This window comes from Ramlibacter sp., assembly GCF_036676645.1.
In the GTDB taxonomy this organism is placed as follows: Bacteria; Pseudomonadota; Gammaproteobacteria; order Burkholderiales; family Burkholderiaceae_C; genus Ramlibacter.
In genome coordinates, this window is the sequence record NZ_JAKFCM010000016.1 from 100,527 (window position 1) to 117,262 (window position 16,736).

Below are 16,736 nucleotides of genomic sequence, written 5' to 3' on the forward strand. Positions count from 1 at the left end.
TGGCGACTGTCAGGACTGACAGTGGCAGCGCCCCGCGCCGCTCAGGCCGAGACGTGGCGCAGCGGCTGGCGCGCCAGCCAGTGTTTGTAGCCGGCATCGCCCAGGCCGGCGGCCGCCAGCGGGAACCAGGCCGCCAGCAGCTCGCCGTCTTCTCCGACCGGCGAGGCGGCGGCCACCTGCGGCGGCTGGCGCATGGACTGGCTCACTTCCACGCTGGCCAGCCGGCGGCCGGCGCGGATCTCGGCCACGGTGCCCGGGTCCAGCCCTTCCAGCTGCGCCATCTCGGCCAATGCCGGCAGGGCGGCGGTGGTTTCCAGCTGCAGCCAGCCGGCGCGGCCGGCCGCATCCAGCGCCAGCACGCCGAACGGATCGCCGATCACCACGTGCTCCACCCAGCGGCCGGCGGCCAGCGCCGCGAGGTCGCGGGCGACCGCCGGCTTGCGCAGCAGCGCCTGTTGCTCGGGCCTGAGCGTCGCGCGCCAGGTCTGTGCATGGGCGGGATGGGGCACGGCCATCAGCCGCTCCACCACGTCCTGCAGGCGCTGGCCGATGTCGCCGGTCTGCTTGGGGATGAACTGCTCGATCAGGCCGCCGTTGAAGGCGTCGATGGCGACCTGGTCGTCGGCCTGGCCGGTCAGCAGCACGCGCGCGCCCGGCCACTCGCCCAGGGCGGCCAGCACCTGCAGGCCGTCCACCTCCGGCATGGAGAAATCCACCATGAACACCCGGGTCAGCGAAAAGCGCTCGCTGCTGCGGGCCCAGTACGCCAGCACCTGCGGCACCAGCGGCCGGCCGGCGCGCCACTGATCCACCAGCTCCTGCTGGCTCCAGGCATCGGCCTCCCAGAACGGCAGTTCCTGCTGCAGCCGCGCGATGCACTCGCGCGGCTGCACGAACAGCCGCGCGTGCCAGCGGCGCGGCAGGACCATCGCCAGCATCTCCAGGTAGTCCGGATCGTCGTCCAGGAAGGCGAGGGAGCCGGGGCGGCTGAACAGGGGAAAAGTCATGCGTGCAGGTGGGCCGGCCGCCTAGATGGCCGCGCACGCCGCCGCCGCCGGGGCGACGTCGGCGATCGGCCCGGGGGACGGGTCCATGGGTGGGGTGGTCGGTGTGGTCACGCGATGCTGCTATTGTCACAGCCCGGCGCAGGATGAGGGCCGGGCGAATGGGAGAGCCTGCTAACTTTGACAGTGTGGACCTGGACACGGTCCTGAGCGACTGGGTGGGCGCCTTGCGCGACCTCTCCGTCGAGGCCATCGCCGTGCTCGGCCCCGACCCCTTCGGCACACGGGAGGATCGGCAGGTGGTCGCCGTGCATCCGCCGCCGCTGGCCGGCGCCGCCCAGGCCCTGGCCGACAGCGGCGACTTCGGCGTGGGCTGGCGCGACTCCGACGCGCCGCTGGTGGCCTGGCAGTACATCGCCCGCGCCGATGGGCACGGGGGCAGCCGCTGGCGCCTGCTGTGGACGGCGCACGGCTACCAGACCCTGGTGCGGGTGGAGTTCCCGCTGCCGGCCGGGCGCGCGTTCGAGTGCTTCATGTTCAGCCCGCGCGCGCTGGGCGACCGGGGCGAAGCGGCGGCGCTGGTGTGGTCGGCGCTGAACGTCTGGCCGCGGGTGAAGCGCTGCATCGTCGCCGAGCGCTCCACGCTCAGCCCGCGCGAGCGCGAGTGCCTGGTGCTGGCCTTCCAGGGTCTGACCGCCCGCGAAAGCGCCCAGCGACTGCACTGCGCCGAGCGCACGGTGAACTACCACCTGGCCAACGCCATGGGCAAGCTGCGGGTGGACAGCAAGCTGGCCGCGATCCAGCGCGCCTGCTGGCTGGGAGCCATCTGAGCTGCCGCCGCCGTGCGGGTGCGCAGACGGAGGCGGTATATTGGCGCATCCTCTGCCTTGCCTTCGAGAGCCATGGACTCCTCCAACGACCGCACGGCTTCCCTGATGACCCCGGCCAAGCTGGCGCAGGTGGGCGCCGCGGCCCGCGCGCCGGTCTCGCCGGCAGCCTTCCTCGACCAGATGGCGGCGGATGTCGGCCACGCCCACGTCAAGCGGCTGGCCGAGCTGCGGCTGGAGCTGGAAGGCCACGCGCGCGGTTCGCGGGCCGCGAGCATCCGGCCGGCGCTGAAGCGGCTGCGGCAGGCGCTCGACCCACTGGATTTCTCGCTGCTGCAGCCCAGGGGCCTGTGGGCGGCCGTCACCGGCAAGAGCCGCGATGCCGGCGCCGAGTTCGCCGGCTGCGTCGAGCGGATCGACCAGACGGCCAAGGCCCTGGCCACCGAAGCCGCCGCCGTGCTGCAGCAGCAACAGCCCCATGCAACGGCCGTCGAGCGCGCGCTGGTGGAGTTCGAGGTCGAGTACCGGGCGCTGGACAAGCTGATCGACCAGGGGGCGCGCTGGCTGCAGGACATGCGCAACCAGATCAAGGCGCGCCAGGCCCAGGCCAGCTCCGATCCCGCCGCGCAGGCGCAGGTGCGCCTGGATGCGGCGCGCTGCGAGATCCTGGTGGCGCGGCTGAAGGCGCTGCGCGCGGGAGCCGCCGCCTCGCAGCAGGCGCACCAGCAGGTGCGCGCCACCGCCGAGCGCCGCTGCGCGCTGATGGCCCAGGTCCAGAAGGCGGCTTCCGGCGAAGTCAGGGAGTGGCGCTCGCGCCTGGGCACGCTGGCCAGCGCGGCTGCCGAAGGCAAGCTCGCGGGACTCAACCTCGAAGGGCCGCGCGACATCCATGAGGAGCTGCGCAAGCACCTCGAGCAGCTGCTGGCCGATAGCGCGCAGCTGCGCACGCACGAGGACCTGTTGTCGCGCCAGCTCGCCGCCATGGGCGAGCAGCTGGCCGCCGCGACCTGACCCGCCGCGTGTCCCTGCTGGCCATCGACATCGGCAACACGCGCCTGAAGTGGGCGCTGCATGAGCATGCCCGGCCGGGTGCAGCGGCGCTGGCCCACGGCGCCGAGTTCCTGGAGCACATCGAGCGCCTGGCCGAAGGCCCCTGGGCCGGCTTGCCGGCGCCGCAGCGGGTGATCGGCTGTGCGGTCGCCACCGACGCCGTGCGCCGCCGCGCCGAGCAGCAGGTCGAGGACGCCTGGGGGATCCCCTCGCAGTGGGTCCATGCCAGCGCGGAGGAAGCGGGCGTGTCCAACGGCTACGACCATCCGGCGCGGCTGGGTGCCGACCGCTGGGTGGCCATCATCGGTGCGCGGCACCGCATGCTGGCGCAAGGGCCGGCGCGGCCGATGGTGGTGGTCATGGTCGGCACCGCCGTCACCGTGGAAGCGGTGGATGCGGGCGGGCGCTTCCTCGGCGGCTTCATCCTGCCCGGGCACGGCATCATGCTGCGCGCGCTCGAATCCGGCACCGCCGGCCTGCACGTGCCGACCGGGGAGGTGCGCGAATTCCCCACCAACACCAGCGACGCGCTGACCAGCGGCGGCACCTACGCCATCGCCGGCGCGGTCGAGCGCATGGTGCAGCACGTGCGCCGCCATTGCGGCGCGGAGCCGGCGTGCTTCATGACCGGCGGCGCCGGCTGGAAGATGGCGCCGCACATGTCGGTTGCCTTCGAGCTGGTCGAGGGCCTCATCTTCGACGGCCTGCTGGAGATCGCCGCGCGGCGCTTCGCCGCGGCCTGATCCAGCGAAGCGGCCGCGTAGAATTCATTGCGTCGCTGCGCCAGCAGCGACACCCCTACCCAGCCCTTCGCTGGCGCCAGTCCAGCGGCCACCGCGGAACCGGCTTCGCCGGGCCGCTGGGGGCGCCCCCTCCGGGGGGAGGCGGCCGAAGGCCGCTTCGGGGGGGACCTGTTCTGGCCATGTAGAGGAACACCATGTACAAAAACCTCGCTGCCGCGCTCGCGGCCGCCCTCCTGTCCCTCCCCGCCACCTCCCAGCCGCCTGCGCTGAAGATCGCGTGGGTGCACGTGGCGCCCCTCGCCCAGGCCGGCTGGGTGCGCCAGCACGAGGAGGGCCGCAAGGCCGTGCAGGCGGCGCTGGGCGACCGGGTCGAGACCCGGTCGGTCGAGAACGTCCCCGAAGGGCCCGACGCCGAACGCGTGATCCGCGACCTGGCGCAGCAGGGCTACGGCCTGGTCTTCACGCCCAGCTTCGGCTACATGGAGCCGACACTGAAGGTGGCGCGCGATTTCCCGCACGTGAAGTTCGAGTCCGTCACCGGCTACAAGACCGCGCCCAACGTCGCCACCGCCAACGCGCGCTACTACGAGGGCCGCTATCTCGCCGGCGTGGCCGCCGGCCGCATGACCCGCACCCACGTGGCCGGCTACGTGGCGGGCTTTCCAATCCCGGAGGTGGTGCAGGGCATCAATGCCTTCACGCTGGGCATGCGCTCGGTCGACCCGGCGGCGCAGGTCCATGTGATCTGGCTGAACACCTGGTTCGATCCGCCGCGCGAGCGCGAGGCGGCGATGACGCTGTTCAACCAGAAGGCCGACGTGGTGGCGTTCCACAGCGCGTCGACCGCGGTCATGGCCGCCGCCCAGGAGCGTGGCAAGCTGGCCGTCGCCTACCACTCGGACATGCGCTTCGTCGCACCGGACGCGCAACTGCTGGCGGTCACCCACCACTGGGGCGACTACTACACGCGGCGCGCCAGCCAGGTGCTGGACGGCAGCTGGAAGCCGGGCCGGTTCTGGGGCGGCGTGCGCGAGGGCATGGTGAAGGTCGGGCATTTCGGCCCCAAGGTGCCCGCCGCCGTGCGCGAGGAAGTGCTGGCGCGCCAGCGCGACATCGGCGCCGGCCGGCTGAACCCCTTTGCCGGCCCGATCCAGGACAACCGCGGCCGCACCGTCGTCGCGGCCGGCCAGGCCCTCTCCGATGAGCAGATCCTGGGCATGGACTTCCTGGTGGCGGGCGTGCAGGGCACACTGGGCCGATGAAAGCCTTCCGCGCCGCGCTGCTGCGCTTTGCCGACGATGGCTCGGCCCTGTACGACGAAGACGGCCTGCTGCTGGTGGGCCCGGGCCCGGACGGCCGCCAGCGCGTGCGGGCGGCGGGGTCCTGGCAGGCGCTCGCACGCAACTACCCCGGCGTGGCCGTCGAGCACCTGCCCGGCCGGATCCTCGCGCCCGGCTTCATCGACCTGCACGTGCATTTCCCGCAGACCGACGTGATCGGCTCGCCGGCCGAAGGCCTGCTGCCCTGGCTGGCGCAGTACACGTTCCCGCACGAGGCCCGCTTTGCCGACCGCGCCTACGCCGAGTCGGTGGCGCCAGTGTTCCTGGACGAGTTGCTGCGCAACGGCGTCACCACGCCGCTGGCCTTTTGCAGCTCGCACCCGGCTTCGGTCGACGCCCTGATGGCGGCGGCGCAGGCGCGCGGCCTGCGGCTGATTGCCGGCAAGGTGCTGCAGGATCGGCACTCGCCCGAGGGGGTGCGGGACGAGACGGCGCAATCGCTGGTCGACACCGAGGAGCTGATTCGCCGCTGGCACGGGCAGGACCGCCTGGGCTACGCGATCACGCCGCGCTTCGCTCCCAGCTGCAGCGAGGCGCAGCTGCGCGGCGCGGGCGAACTGGCGGCGAAGTACGCCGACGTGTGGATCCAGTCGCACGTGGCCGAGAACCGCGACGAGATCCGCTGGGCGCGCGAGCTGTTCCCGCAGGCCCGCAGCTACCTGGCGGTGTACGAGGGCTTCGGCCTGCTGCGCGAACGCGCCGTCTACGCCCACTGCATCCACTTCGACGACGACGACCGCCGGCTGATGCGCAGCACCGGCGCGGCGGCGGCCGTCAGCCCGACCAGCAACCTGTTCCTGGGCAGCGGCTTCTTCGATTTCGAGGGCGCGCAGCGCATCGGCTTGCGCCACGGGCTGGCCAGCGACGTCGGCGGCGGCACCAGCTTCAGCCCGTTCCACACCATGCTGGCCGCGTACTGCGTGGGCCGCGAAGGGCAGACCAAGCCCGGCGTCAGCCTGAGCCCGGCCAGCCTGTGGTGGCAGCACACGGCCGGGGCGGCGCAGGCGCTCGGCCTGGAAGGGGTGATCGGCAACCTGCAGCCCGGCTGCGAGGCCGACTTCCTGGTGCTCGATCCGCGCGCCACGCCGCTGCTGGCGCGCAAGGTCGCACACGCCGGTAGCCTGGACGAACTGCTGTTCTCGCTGATCGTGCTGGGCGACGACCGGGTGGTCGAGCAGGCCTGGATCGGCGGCATGCCGGCCACTTGATTCGCGCCGGGGGGCGGGGGCGAGCGCCCACCTACAATGCGCGGCCGAGGAGCAGCCGATGACGATCAAGAGCGACAAGTGGATCCGCCGCATGGCCGAGCAGCATGGGCTGATCGAACCCTTCGAGCCGGGCCAGATCCGGCAGGTGAACGGCCAGCGTGTCATCAGCTACGGCACCTCCAGCTATGGCTACGACATCCGCTGCGCGCCCGAATTCAAGGTGTTCACCAACATCCACAGCACGGTGGTGGACCCCAAGAACTTCGACGAAAAGAGCTTCGTCGACTTCCACGACGACGTCTGCATCATCCCGCCCAACAGCTTCGCGCTGGCGCGCACGCTGGAGTACTTCCGCATCCCACGCAACGTGCTGACCATCTGCCTGGGCAAGAGCACCTACGCACGCTGCGGGATCATCGTCAACGTCACCCCGTTCGAGCCGGAATGGGAAGGCTACGTGACGCTGGAGTTCTCCAACACCACCCCCCTGCCGGCCAAGATCTATGCCGGCGAGGGCTGCGCCCAGGTGCTGTTCTTCGAGAGCGACGAGGTCTGCGAGACCAGCTACAAGGACCGCGGCGGCAAGTACCAGGGCCAGCGCGGCGTCACCCTGCCCAAGGCCTGAAACGGCGGCCAACCCGGCCGCGCTCCTGTCCCCCTGGCGGGTAAGCGATCGCCCGGACCAGCGGCTGCGGCTCGGGCACGCGCGCCGTGCTCCCGGGAGTCGAGGCAGCGCTGTCGATCTTGTCCTACGGCGGCTTGCGCGCCGGGCAGCAGTCCGGTGCGGGCGGGCGCTCCTAGGATGGGTTGGTGCCGTTCCGCCTGTTCGACCCCGACGATGGCCGCCCGCGCGATCCGGTGCTCTGGCTGCTGGCCGCAGCCATCGCCGGCGCCCAGCTGCTGGCCCTGCTTGCATTGTGCAACCAGCAGGTGGAAAAGGCCGAAGCTCGTCGCACCGTGGTCGTGCTGGCGCCGCGCCCAGCAGCCCCGACCTGCGTGGATCCCACCAGTGCCGATTGCGCGGTCTTCTACAGCCCCGGCCAGGGCGATCCGGGGACCCGGCTGGCGATCCGCTGATCCGCCGGTGCGCATTGCTCCGGCAGGCGCCGGCGGCGTCGGCCTGCGCCCGGCAGCGCCCCTGCGCCCTCCCTGTCCAGCCCGGGTCCGACAGAGGCAAGGCACAGCCGCCGACTGCGCAGCCGCGGCCGGCTGCCTAAGCTGACCTTCAAGCGTAGCTGCAGGAGCGTGCCATGACCCTCGCCCGTACCGATGTTGCGCAAGCCGAGCCTGCCTTCGAGGCGCGCTCGACTTCGCTCGAGGCTTCCGACGACTTCGATTCGCCGGCCGCGCCGGCGCGCTACTGCCCGGTTGAACTGCTGGACTCGTTCACGCTGCTGATGGCGGGCCATGGCCGATGCGTCAGCTCGGCCATGATGCTGGGCGACCGCGAGTACGCGGTGTGGCAGCTGGCGCGGGCCCAGGCCCTGTCCGACGAGGCGCTGGGCCGCGTGGCCGCGCGCCTGTTTGCCTGGCTGGAGGAAGCAGGCCCCACGGCCGGCGCGTCAGCCCGCCGGCTCTAGGCCTTCCAGCAGGAAGCGCACGCGGCGCACGCCCTGGTACTCCTCGGCTTCCAGCCGGAAGGCGATGCGCGCGCGCGCCGGCAGCGGCTCGGTGCGGCCGAACCAGATACCGTCGACCGGCTGCCCCTGGTGGCGCAGTCGAACTGCCAGGTGGCGCTCTCCGACCACCCGCTGCGACAGCACGTCCATCTCCTCGCTGAAGACCGGCGCAGCGAAGCCCTGGCCCCACACCTCGCGGCTGAGCGTGTCCACCAGGTCCGGGCGGCGGTACTCGGGCGCGAGCGGGCCGTCGGTGGGCAGCCGCCGCATCAGCGTGGCGGCATCCAGCCACTCCTGCGCGACCTGGGCCAGCGCCCGCTCGAAGGTGTCCAGGTGCTCTTCCGCGAGGGTGCAGCCGGCCGCCATGGCGTGGCCGCCGAAGCGCGACAGGACGCCCGGATGGCGCTTGGCCACCAGGTCGAGCGCGTCGCGCAGGTGGAAGCCGGGAATCGAGCGGCCGGATCCCTTGAGCTCGTGCTCGCGGCCGGGGGCGTGGCTGGCGGCGAACACGAAGGTGGGGCGGTGGAATCGCTCCTTCAGCCGGGAGGCGACGATGCCGACCACGCCCTCGTGGAAGTCCGGGTCGAACACGCACAGCGCGGCCGGCGGCTCCTGGCCGGGCTCGAACAGCGCCTCGGCCAGCTCCAGGGCCTGCTGGCGCATCTCGCCCTCGATGCCCTTGCGCTCGCGGTTGATGCCGTCCAGGCGCTGGGCCAGCTCGGCGCCGTGGGCCGGGTCGTCGGTCAGCAGGCATTCGATGCCGATGCGCATGTCCGCCAGCCGCCCGGCCGCATTGATGCGCGGCCCCAGCGCAAAGCCGATATCGAAGGTGGTGGCAGCCCGGGTCGTGCGGCCGGCCGCCGCGAACAGGCTGGCCAGGCCGCAGGGCAGGGCGCCGGCGCGAATGCGGCGCAGCCCCTGCGCCACCAGCCGCCGGTTGTTGGCGTCCAGCCGGACCACGTCGGCCACGGTGCCCAGCGCCACCAGCGGCAGCAGGACGTCGAGCCTGGGCTGGCCGGCTGCGTCGAAGGCGCCGCGCGCGCGCAGCTCGGCCCGCAGCGCCAGCAGCACGTAGAACATCACGCCGACCCCGGCGATGCACTTGCTCTCGAAGCCGCAGCCGGGCTGGTTGGGGTTGACGATGGCGGCGGCCGCCGGCAGTTCGGGGCCGGGCAGGTGGTGGTCGGTCACCAGCACCTGCAGGCCCAGGGCGTTGGCCGCCGCCACGCCTTCGACGCTGGCAATGCCGTTGTCCACCGTGACCAGGACATCCGCGCCGGCTTCCCTGACGCGCCGGGCGATCGGCGGCGTGAGGCCGTAGCCGTCGGCCACCCGGTCGGGCACGAGGTAGTCCACGCTGCGGGCGCCGAGCATCCGCAGGCCGCGCACCGCCACCGCGCACGCCGTGGCGCCGTCGCAGTCGTAGTCGGCGACGATGCACAGGCGCTTGTGTCCGGCGATGGCGTCGGCCAGCAGGGTGGCGGCTTCGGCGACGCCCTTCAGCGACGCCGGCGGCAGCAGGCGCGCCAGCCCGTCGTCCAGCTCCTCGCGCGCGCGCACGCCGCGCGCCGCATACAGGCGGGCCAGCAGCGGGTGGATGCCGGCCTGCTCCAGCGCCCACGCTGCGCGCGGCGGAACGTCGCGGGTGATGATCTTCACAGTTCGGCCAGCCAGTCGGCGGCGCGCCGGCGGGAGAAGGCGGCGGCCAGGCGGCGCCATCCGCCGCCGCCCGTGCTGCGCCAGGTGCGGGCCTGCCGCTCGCCGCAAAGGCTGATGGCCACCGGATGCCCTTTGGCGGCGGCCTGCTGCAGCCGGGCGCATTCGCCCTCGTCGATCTGCTGCCAGCCGGATGCCCAGGCGGCCCAGTCCTGCCGCAGCGCGGCGTCGCGCAGGTAGTGGGTGACGCGCAACTCCGGCGGGGGCGCAGGTGCGTGGCCGGCCGGCAAGGCGCCGTTGCCGCTCACCCAGAAGGAATTGACCGGCAACTGGCCGCCGGCGGTGCGGGCTTCGTTGACCGGGTGCGTGTACAGCAGCATCTGCATCTCCTGCTGCAGCCGGCGCAGCGGCTTGCCGGCGTCGCCGCGCGGCATCCAGTCGTTGATCACGCGCCCGACCACCCGGTCGAGGGAGGCGCAGGGGACCTGCGCGAACAGCGGCCCGCTGGCGAGCCAGCGGGTTGGCGCCTCGTAGGCCAGCTGCAGTCCGTCCTGCTCGAAGTATGGCCGCAGCGCCGCCAGCAGCGCCCGCGATTCGTCCGCGTCCAGACCCAGCTCCTGCGGGTGGTGCATGAAGACGCGGTCGGTGCCCACGCGCCAGTGGCAGGGCGTGATCCAGGCCCAGGCCTGCCCGGCCGGATCGATGCCGCCCTGCATCGCCTCCCAGGCGGCGAAGGGCAGCAGGCCGTCCGGCGCCTGCAGTGCGCATTCGCGCGCCAGCACACGCTCGTGCGGCATGGACAGCGCGTGTTCGTCGCCCGCTTCGGCCTGCGCCGGTGCCATCGCCGCCAGCAGCCGCTCCAGGTGCGGCAGCCGCAGCGTGGCCAGGCGCTCGCGGCAGCCGTCGGCGCTGCATGCGGCAAAGGGGATCAACAAGTGGGCAGCGTCCGACATGGCCCCGATTGTCGTGGATGCCACAATCGCGCCCACAACCGGACCCCTGGCATGCGTATCCCCTACGAGCTGGCACTGGGTTGGCGCTACACCCGGGCCGGCCGGGCCGCCCGCCGCAACGGCTTCATCTCCTTCATCTCCGGCGTGTCCATGCTCGGCATCGCGCTCGGCGTGGCCGCACTCATCATCGTGCTGTCGGTGATGAACGGCTTCCAGAAGGAGGTGCGCGACCGCATGCTGGGCGTGGTGTCGCACATCGAGATCCACGGGGCGGGCGGCGGCGTGCTGCCGGACGTGGAGCGCACCCTGCGCGAGGCGCGCAGCCACCCGCAGGTGGTCGGTGCCGCGCCGTTCATCTCGGCGCAGGCGCTGGTCGCGCGCGGCGAGGACATGCGCGGCGCCCTGGTGCGCGGCATCGAGCCGGCGCTGGAGCCGCAGGTCACCGACCTCGGCGGGGCCGCCGCGCCGCGCGCGCTGGCGCGCCTCGTGCCCGGGGCGTTCGGCGTGGTGCCGGGCATCGAGCTGGCGCGCGCGCTGGGCGTGCGCGAGGGCGATGCGGTGACGCTGATCGCGCCCAGCGGCCAGGTGACGCCGGCGGGCGTCGTGCCGCGCCTGAAGCAGATGACCGTGGTCGGCACCTTCGATTCGGGCCACTACGAGTACGACAGCGCCCTGGTGCTGCTGCACCGCGAGGACGCCGCGCGCATCTTCCGGCTGGAGGGGCCCACCGGCGTGCGCCTGAAACTCAAGGATCTGCACCAGGCGCGCGAGGTTGCGGCCGAACTGGCGCAAACGCTGACCGGCCCGGTGGTGGTGCGCGACTGGACCCGCCAGAACCGCACCTGGTTCGCCGCCGTGCAGCTGGAAAAACGCATGATGTTCATCATCCTCACGCTGATCGTGGCGGTGGCCGCCTTCAACCTGGTGAGCACCCTGGTGATGACGGTCACCGACAAGCGCGCCGACATCGCGATCCTGCGCACGCTGGGCGCCAGCCCGCGCAGCATCATGGGCATCTTCGTGGTGCAGGGCGCCGCCGTCGGCGTGATCGGCACCCTGGCCGGCCTGCTGCTCGGGCTCGGCGTGGCGCTCAACATCGACGTCATCGTGCCGGCGCTGGAGCGGGCGCTCGGCGCCAGCTTCCTGCCACGCGACATCTACCTGATCAGCCGCATGCCCAGCGATCCGCAGGGCGACGACATCCTGCCGATCGCGCTGATCTCGCTGGTGCTGGCCTTCCTGGCCACCCTGTACCCGAGCTGGCGCGCCAGCCGCGTCAACCCGGCCGAGGCGTTGCGCTATGAGTGAGCCGGTGCTGCAGGCGCGCGGGCTGGCCAAGCGCTTTTCCGAGGGCGGGCTGGACGTGGCGGTGCTGCGCGGCATCGACCTGGACGTGCACCCCGGCGAAACGCTGGCCATCGTCGGCGCTTCCGGCTCCGGCAAGAGCACCCTGCTGCACCTGCTGGGCGGCCTGGACGCGCCCACGGCCGGCAGCGTGCAGCTGGCCGGCCGGGCCATGGCTGCCCTCAGCCCGGCGCAACAGGGCGAACTGCGCAACCGGCACCTGGGCTTCGTCTACCAGTTCCACCACCTGCTGCCCGAGTTCAGCGCGCTCGACAACGTCGGCATGCCCCTGCGCATCCGGCGCGAGCCCCCGCAGGCCTGCGCCCGGATGGCGACCCAGGCACTGGAGGCCGTCGGCCTCGGGCATCGGCTGGACCACCGGCCGGCCGAGCTGTCCGGCGGCGAGCGCCAGCGGGTGGCCGTGGCGCGGGCGCTGGTCACCCGCCCCGACTGCGTGCTGGCCGACGAGCCCACCGGCAATCTCGACCGCGTCACCGCCGATGCGGTGTTCGAGCTGATGCTGCAGCTGGCGCGCGATCGCGGCACGGCGTTCGTGCTGGTCACGCACGACGAGCAACTGGCCGCGCGTTGCGGGCGGCAGCTGCGGCTGGTGGAAGGGCGGCTTTCGTGAGCGGTCTGCTCCTCTCCCCGTCGGGAGAAGGATGGGGAGAGGGGGCTGCTGGAGCCGGAGCAGCCGGCCCCTTGACGCGAAGCGTCAAAAAATCCGGTTGAACCACAGCAGGGACAGCCCTCCCGCCAGCAGCGACAGCGCCGCGGCGGCCAGCGCCAGCAGGGCCGAGACCTCGGTCTCCTTCTTCTCCACGGTCAGCTTGGAGCTGAGCGTCTCGTAGACCTTCTTCAGGTCCTGCGCCGTGCCGGCGTAGAAGTACTCGGCTTCGGTCATCTTGGCGATGGCCTTGAGCGACTCCTCGTCCAGCCGCACGCGCATGGACCAGCCCTCGAAGCCGATGGTCTCGCCGTTCACCGTGCCGATGCCCACCGTGTAGACGCGCACCCCGCGCTCGGCGGCCATCTTGGCGGCCTCGAGCGGGTCGACGCCGGTGGTGCGCTGGCCGTCGGTCAGCATGATGATGGCGGCCGAGCTGTAGGAGCCGGGCGCCACCGGGGTGAACTCCTTCTTCTCCTTGCGCTCGGCATCGATGGCGAAGCCGCGCTGGCGATCGCGGCCGCCCTGCAGCGCGGCCAGCTCGATGTCCTGGTCGGGGAACAGCGTGGCCAGCGAGATCACGATGGCGTTGCCGGTGGCGGTGGCGCGCTGCAGCTGGAAGCGGTCGATGGCGGTGACCAGGTCCTCGCGGTTGACGGTGGGCAGTTGCGCCACCTGGGCCGAGCCGGCGAAGGCCACGATGCCCACTTTCACGTGGCGCGGCAGCTCGGTCAGGAAGGCCTTGGCGGCGTTCTGCGCCGCGATCAGCCGGTTCGGCTCGACGTCGGCCGCGCGCATGCTGCCCGACACGTCCATGGCCAGGATGATGGTCTGCTGGTTGGACGGCAGCGTGACCACCGCGGTCGGCCGCGCGGCGGCCAGCAGCATGGCGACCAGGGCCAGCAGGAACAGCGCCGGCGGGATGTGCCGGCGGATCGACTGGCCCGGACCCATGGCCGCCTTGACGACCGACAGCGACGCGTACTTCACCGCCATCTTCTTCTTGCGGCGCAGCAGCCAGAGGTACAGCAGCACCAGTAGCGGGACCGCCAGCAGCAGCCAAAGGAACTCGGGCCAGAGGAAATGCATGGGACCTCCCGTTCAGGCGGTGGCCGGCTGCAGGTGCGCGGGCATGCCGCCGCCGGCGGCCAGCCGGATGCGGCGCTTGCGCATCTCGGTGAAGCGGATCACGGCATCGACCAGGTCGGCGTCGGTGGACAGCTCCAGCGCATCCACGCCGGCGCGGCCCAGCGCCTCGCGCAGTTCGGCTTCGCGTTGCGCGGCCACGCTGGCGAAGCGCTTGCGAAAGCCCGGGTCGTGGGTGTCCACCAGCAACTGCTCACCGGTCTCGGCGTCGCGCAGGGTCAGCAGGCCGAGGTCGGGCAGCTGCAGCTCCAGCGGATCCATCACCCGCACCGCCACGACCTCGTGGCGCTGCGCCAGCAGGCCGAGCGGGCGCTCCCAGCCCGGCTCGCTGATGAAGTCGGACACCACGAAGAGGGTGGAGCGGCGCTGGACCACCCCGGCGGCCGAGTCGAGCAGGTCGCGCAGCCGGGTCGGCCCGGACTCGCGCCCGGCCGGCCGGGCCTGCAGCGTGTGCAGCAGGTTCAGCACGTGGCGGCGCCCGCCGCGCGTCGGAATCACCGTGTCCACGCCCGATCCGTACAGCAACGCGCCGACCCGGTTGCCGTGGCGGGTGAGCAGCCGGGCCAGCACCGCCACGAACTCGGCCGATACGTTGCGCTTGCGCTGCTCGCCCGAGCCGAAGTCCACCGACGGGCTGAGGTCCAGCAGGAACCAGGCCGCCATCTCCCGGTCCTCGGTGAACACGCGCACGTGCGGCGTGTCGGTGCGCGCGGTGACGTTCCAGTCGATGTGGCGCACGTCGTCGTGGTGCTGGTATTCGCGCAGGTCGGCCAGGTCCAGCCCCGCGCCGCGCAGCAGGGTGCGGTAATCGCCCTGCAGCAGGCCGTCGAGCCGGCGGATCACGGTCCACTCCAGCCGCCGCAGCACGGCGTCGGCCGAGGGGCCGCCGTGCGGAGCTGCCGCCTCGACATGGCCCCTGGGGGCCGCCGCGGAACCGGCTTCGCCGGGCCGCTGGCGGCGCCCCCCAGCGGGGGGAAGCGCCGAAGGCGCCTCGGGGGGCGTCCTGTTACGCCACCAGCTTCTCATGCTCGAGCGGGCGCGCGGGCGCCGGGATGCGGGACATGATCTGGCCGATGACGGCATCGGCGTCCATGCCTTCGGACAGGGCCTCGTAGGACAGCACCAGCCGGTGGCGCAGCACGTCGCCGATCAGGTCGGACATGTCCTCGGGCAGGGCATAGGTGCGGCCGCGCAGCATGGCCAGCGCGCGCGCGCCCTCGGTCAGGCTGATGGTGCCGCGCGGGCTGGCGCCGAAAGTGATGAAGCGGCGCAGTTCCTTCAGGCCGTGGCGCTCCGGATTGCGCGTGGCCGACACCAGCTTGACGGCGTACTGCACCAGCGAGGGATCGACGTAGACACGCCGGCATTCGTGCTGCAGCGCGGCCAGCTGCTCGGTGGTGGCCACTGCGGAGACGTGCACGGCGGGCCCGGTGACGCGCTCGACGATGACGTACTCTTCCTCGTCGCTCGGGTAGTCCACCAGCACCTTCATCATGAAGCGGTCGACCTGGGCTTCCGGCAGCGGGTAGGTGCCCTCGGTCTCGATCGGGTTCTGGGTGGCCATCACCAGGAAGGGCTCGGGCACCTTGTGCGTCTGGCCGGCGATGGTGACCTGGCGCTCCTGCATCACCTCCAGCAGCGCGCTCTGCACCTTGGCCGGCGCGCGGTTGATTTCGTCGGCCAGCAGCAGGTTGGTGAACACCGGGCCGAGCGAGGTGCTGAACTCGCCGCTCTTCTGGTTGTAGATGCGCGTGCCCACCAGGTCGGCCGGCACCAGGTCGGGCGTGAACTGGATGCGCTTGAAGTGCCCGCGCACGGTGCTGGCCAGCGTCTTGACGGTCAGCGTCTTGGCCAGGCCCGGCACGCCCTCGACGAGCAGGTGCCCCTGCGCGAGCATGGCAACCATGACGCGTTCGAGGAAGCGGTCCTGCCCCACGACGATGCGCTTGACTTCGTAGAGGATCTGCTCCATCAAGCGGGCGGTGGCGCTGTCCTGTCGGGTGTTCTCTTCCATGGCGGGGTGGATGACGGGTGAGGAATGATGGAAATCGATGGCGGGCGGCTCAGCCCTTGCGGTCGTCGGCCATCGGCGCGCAGGCGAGGTCCTTCGCCATGGCTGCTCAGAAGGGCGGCATGCCGGCGGCCTGCGCCGCGTTCTCGATCGGGACCGCGAAGCCTATGCCCAGGAAGGTGCGCGCCGGCGTGGGGTTGAGGATGGCCGTGACGATGCCCACCACCTCGCCTTCCATGGTGACCAGCGGGCCGCCGGAGTTGCCCGGATTGGCCGCCGCATCGAACTGGATCAGGTTGGTCATCTCCTGCTTGCCTTCGGGCGAGCGGAAGGAGCGGTTCAGCCCGGAGATCACGCCGCCCGAGGCGGACGGCCCGATGCCGAAGGGGAAGCCGACCACCAGCGCCTTGTCGCCCGGCGCCAGGTCGCCGGTCGAGCGCATGGTCGCCGCGATCATGTCGTCCGGGATCTTGTGGGCCTGCAGCACGGCGAGGTCGTTCTCGGGCTGGGCGCCGGTGATGGTGGCGGTGGCCTCCAGGCCGTCGAAGAACGTGACCTTGATGCTGTCGGCGCCCGAGACGACGTGCAGGTTGGTCAGGATGATCCCCTTGTCGACGATCACCACGCCGGTGCCGACGCCGGCTTCGATCTCCTCGTCGTCATCGCCTGCGGGGGCGCCGCTGCCGGCCGGGTCGAGCGGCTTGGGCCGGACCCCATGCATCCGGGGCGCCTGCTCGTCCTTGAGCCGGCTCTTCTTGACGTAGCCGACCACGCGCACGACGGACGGGCGGATGGTCTCGTAGGCCTTGGCGTACTCCGAAGGCAGCGGCTGCGTCTCCAGCGTCTTGAGCACGGCGGCGTTGATGTCGGCCTGCGTGATCCTGCGCGGCGCCGGGCCGCCGCCCAGCCCCAGGCTCAGGGCCAGCAGTGCCGCCAGCAGCGCGATGGCGGACCACATCACGGCGGGGCTGGCAGCGGCCAGCCTCAGGCGGCGCTGGCGGGGGGAGGGTTGCGCCGGTTCGGGCGCGGGCTGCGCGGCGGCAGGGGCCTGCTGCGCAGGAGCCGAACGGCTGGAGCTGTACAAAGCTGGCCTGCGCATCGGATCACCTTTTCGGACTGCGGGTCGTTCGGGAACCCCAAAAAGCGAGGGGACACGGTAGCACGGTTT

Annotated in this window: 17 protein-coding genes; 10 read left to right on the forward strand and 7 right to left on the reverse strand. The window is 72.2% G+C overall.

Features of this window, described 5'->3' with window-relative positions; genetic code table 11:
* Window positions 1–41: 41 nt before the first annotated feature.
* Window positions 42–1,007 (reverse strand): response regulator, encoded by a 966-nt coding sequence (locus V6M57_RS02705; protein WP_332813434.1) that lies wholly within the window; start codon window positions 1,005–1,007, stop codon window positions 42–44.
* A gap of 185 nt (window positions 1,008–1,192) precedes the next feature.
* Between V6M57_RS02705 and V6M57_RS02710 the strand changes: the two genes are divergently transcribed.
* The 8 genes from V6M57_RS02710 (at window position 1,193) to V6M57_RS02745 (ending at window position 7,752) form a co-directional block, all read left to right on the forward strand.
* The gene (locus V6M57_RS02710; RefSeq protein ID WP_332813435.1) at window positions 1,193–1,834 is read left to right on the forward strand and encodes a helix-turn-helix transcriptional regulator; all 642 of its coding nucleotides are present in this window, start codon (window positions 1,193–1,195) and stop codon (window positions 1,832–1,834) included.
* 72 nt (window positions 1,835–1,906) lie between these two features.
* A complete protein-coding gene (locus V6M57_RS02715) occupies window positions 1,907–2,842 on the forward strand; it encodes a hypothetical protein (protein ID WP_332813436.1) in 936 nt (311 codons plus the stop codon).
* A gap of 8 nt (window positions 2,843–2,850) precedes the next feature.
* Window positions 2,851–3,624, forward strand: coding sequence for a type III pantothenate kinase (locus V6M57_RS02720; RefSeq protein WP_332813437.1), 774 nt, complete (start codon window positions 2,851–2,853; stop codon window positions 3,622–3,624).
* 194 nt (window positions 3,625–3,818) lie between these two features.
* Entirely contained in the window at window positions 3,819–4,886 is a 1,068-nt protein-coding gene (locus V6M57_RS02725; RefSeq protein ID WP_332813438.1) for a BMP family ABC transporter substrate-binding protein, read from the forward strand.
* Window positions 4,883–6,172 (forward strand): guanine deaminase, encoded by a 1,290-nt coding sequence (gene guaD, locus V6M57_RS02730; RefSeq protein WP_332813439.1) that lies wholly within the window; start codon window positions 4,883–4,885, stop codon window positions 6,170–6,172. The genes V6M57_RS02725 and guaD overlap by 4 nt, the downstream gene beginning before the upstream one ends.
* A 58-nt stretch (window positions 6,173–6,230) precedes the next feature.
* Complete coding sequence (gene dcd / locus V6M57_RS02735) at window positions 6,231–6,797, forward strand: dCTP deaminase (RefSeq protein WP_325001473.1); 567 nt, start codon at window positions 6,231–6,233, stop codon at window positions 6,795–6,797.
* A 185-nt stretch (window positions 6,798–6,982) separates the two neighbouring features.
* Window positions 6,983–7,249, forward strand: coding sequence for a hypothetical protein (locus tag V6M57_RS02740; protein ID WP_332813440.1), 267 nt, complete (start codon window positions 6,983–6,985; stop codon window positions 7,247–7,249).
* Window positions 7,250–7,422: 173 nt separating this feature from the next.
* Window positions 7,423–7,752, forward strand: coding sequence for a hypothetical protein (locus tag V6M57_RS02745; RefSeq protein WP_332813441.1), 330 nt, complete (start codon window positions 7,423–7,425; stop codon window positions 7,750–7,752).
* On the opposite strand, the gene recJ is transcribed toward V6M57_RS02745, so the two are convergent.
* Entirely contained in the window at window positions 7,735–9,450 is a 1,716-nt protein-coding gene (recJ, locus tag V6M57_RS02750) for a single-stranded-DNA-specific exonuclease RecJ (protein WP_332813442.1), read from the reverse strand. The genes V6M57_RS02745 and recJ overlap by 18 nt on opposite strands.
* A complete protein-coding gene (locus tag V6M57_RS02755; RefSeq protein ID WP_332813443.1) occupies window positions 9,447–10,400 on the reverse strand; it encodes a phosphoglycerate mutase in 954 nt (317 codons plus the stop codon). The genes recJ and V6M57_RS02755 overlap by 4 nt, the downstream gene beginning before the upstream one ends.
* Before the next feature lie 51 nt (window positions 10,401–10,451).
* On the opposite strand from V6M57_RS02755, the gene V6M57_RS02760 reads away from it, so the two are divergent.
* Together V6M57_RS02760 and lolD are read left to right on the forward strand one after the other, a co-directional pair.
* Window positions 10,452–11,708 (forward strand): lipoprotein-releasing ABC transporter permease subunit, encoded by a 1,257-nt coding sequence (locus tag V6M57_RS02760; protein WP_332813444.1) that lies wholly within the window; start codon window positions 10,452–10,454, stop codon window positions 11,706–11,708.
* Complete coding sequence (lolD, locus tag V6M57_RS02765) at window positions 11,701–12,375, forward strand: lipoprotein-releasing ABC transporter ATP-binding protein LolD (RefSeq protein WP_332813445.1); 675 nt, start codon at window positions 11,701–11,703, stop codon at window positions 12,373–12,375. The genes V6M57_RS02760 and lolD overlap by 8 nt, the downstream gene beginning before the upstream one ends.
* A gap of 84 nt (window positions 12,376–12,459) precedes the next feature.
* On the opposite strand, the gene V6M57_RS02770 is transcribed toward lolD, so the two are convergent.
* The 4 genes from V6M57_RS02770 to V6M57_RS02785 form a co-directional block, all read right to left on the reverse strand.
* Window positions 12,460–13,500, reverse strand: a complete 1,041-nt coding sequence (locus V6M57_RS02770) for a VWA domain-containing protein (RefSeq protein WP_332813446.1) — start codon at window positions 13,498–13,500, stop codon at window positions 12,460–12,462.
* Window positions 13,501–13,512: 12 nt separating this feature from the next.
* Window positions 13,513–14,583 (reverse strand): DUF58 domain-containing protein, encoded by a 1,071-nt coding sequence (locus tag V6M57_RS02775; protein WP_332813447.1) that lies wholly within the window; start codon window positions 14,581–14,583, stop codon window positions 13,513–13,515.
* A complete protein-coding gene (locus tag V6M57_RS02780) occupies window positions 14,564–15,571 on the reverse strand; it encodes an AAA family ATPase (protein WP_332813448.1) in 1,008 nt (335 codons plus the stop codon). The genes V6M57_RS02775 and V6M57_RS02780 overlap by 20 nt, the downstream gene beginning before the upstream one ends.
* Before the next feature lie 106 nt (window positions 15,572–15,677).
* Window positions 15,678–16,667, reverse strand: a complete 990-nt coding sequence (locus V6M57_RS02785; protein ID WP_332813449.1) for a S1C family serine protease — start codon at window positions 16,665–16,667, stop codon at window positions 15,678–15,680.
* Window positions 16,668–16,736 lie beyond the last annotated feature (69 nt).

Coding starts and splice junctions, on each gene's coding strand:
- V6M57_RS02745 (WP_332813441.1), top strand. CDS start 7,423: ATGACCCTCGCCCGTACCGATGTTGCGCAAGCCGAGCCTGCCTTCGAG.
- dcd (WP_325001473.1), top strand. CDS start 6,231: ATGACGATCAAGAGCGACAAGTGGATCCGCCGCATGGCCGAGCAGCAT.
- V6M57_RS02725 (WP_332813438.1), top strand. CDS start 3,819: ATGTACAAAAACCTCGCTGCCGCGCTCGCGGCCGCCCTCCTGTCCCTC.
- V6M57_RS02785 (WP_332813449.1), bottom strand. CDS start 16,667: ATGCGCAGGCCAGCTTTGTACAGCTCCAGCCGTTCGGCTCCTGCGCAG.
- V6M57_RS02780 (WP_332813448.1), bottom strand. CDS start 15,571: ATGGAAGAGAACACCCGACAGGACAGCGCCACCGCCCGCTTGATGGAG.
- V6M57_RS02715 (WP_332813436.1), top strand. CDS start 1,907: ATGGACTCCTCCAACGACCGCACGGCTTCCCTGATGACCCCGGCCAAG.
- V6M57_RS02705 (WP_332813434.1), bottom strand. CDS start 1,007: ATGACTTTTCCCCTGTTCAGCCGCCCCGGCTCCCTCGCCTTCCTGGAC.
- lolD (WP_332813445.1), top strand. CDS start 11,701: ATGAGTGAGCCGGTGCTGCAGGCGCGCGGGCTGGCCAAGCGCTTTTCC.
- V6M57_RS02755 (WP_332813443.1), bottom strand. CDS start 10,400: ATGTCGGACGCTGCCCACTTGTTGATCCCCTTTGCCGCATGCAGCGCC.
- V6M57_RS02760 (WP_332813444.1), top strand. CDS start 10,452: ATGCGTATCCCCTACGAGCTGGCACTGGGTTGGCGCTACACCCGGGCC.
- V6M57_RS02775 (WP_332813447.1), bottom strand. CDS start 14,583: ATGAGAAGCTGGTGGCGTAACAGGACGCCCCCCGAGGCGCCTTCGGCG.
- V6M57_RS02770 (WP_332813446.1), bottom strand. CDS start 13,500: ATGCATTTCCTCTGGCCCGAGTTCCTTTGGCTGCTGCTGGCGGTCCCG.
- guaD (WP_332813439.1), top strand. CDS start 4,883: ATGAAAGCCTTCCGCGCCGCGCTGCTGCGCTTTGCCGACGATGGCTCG.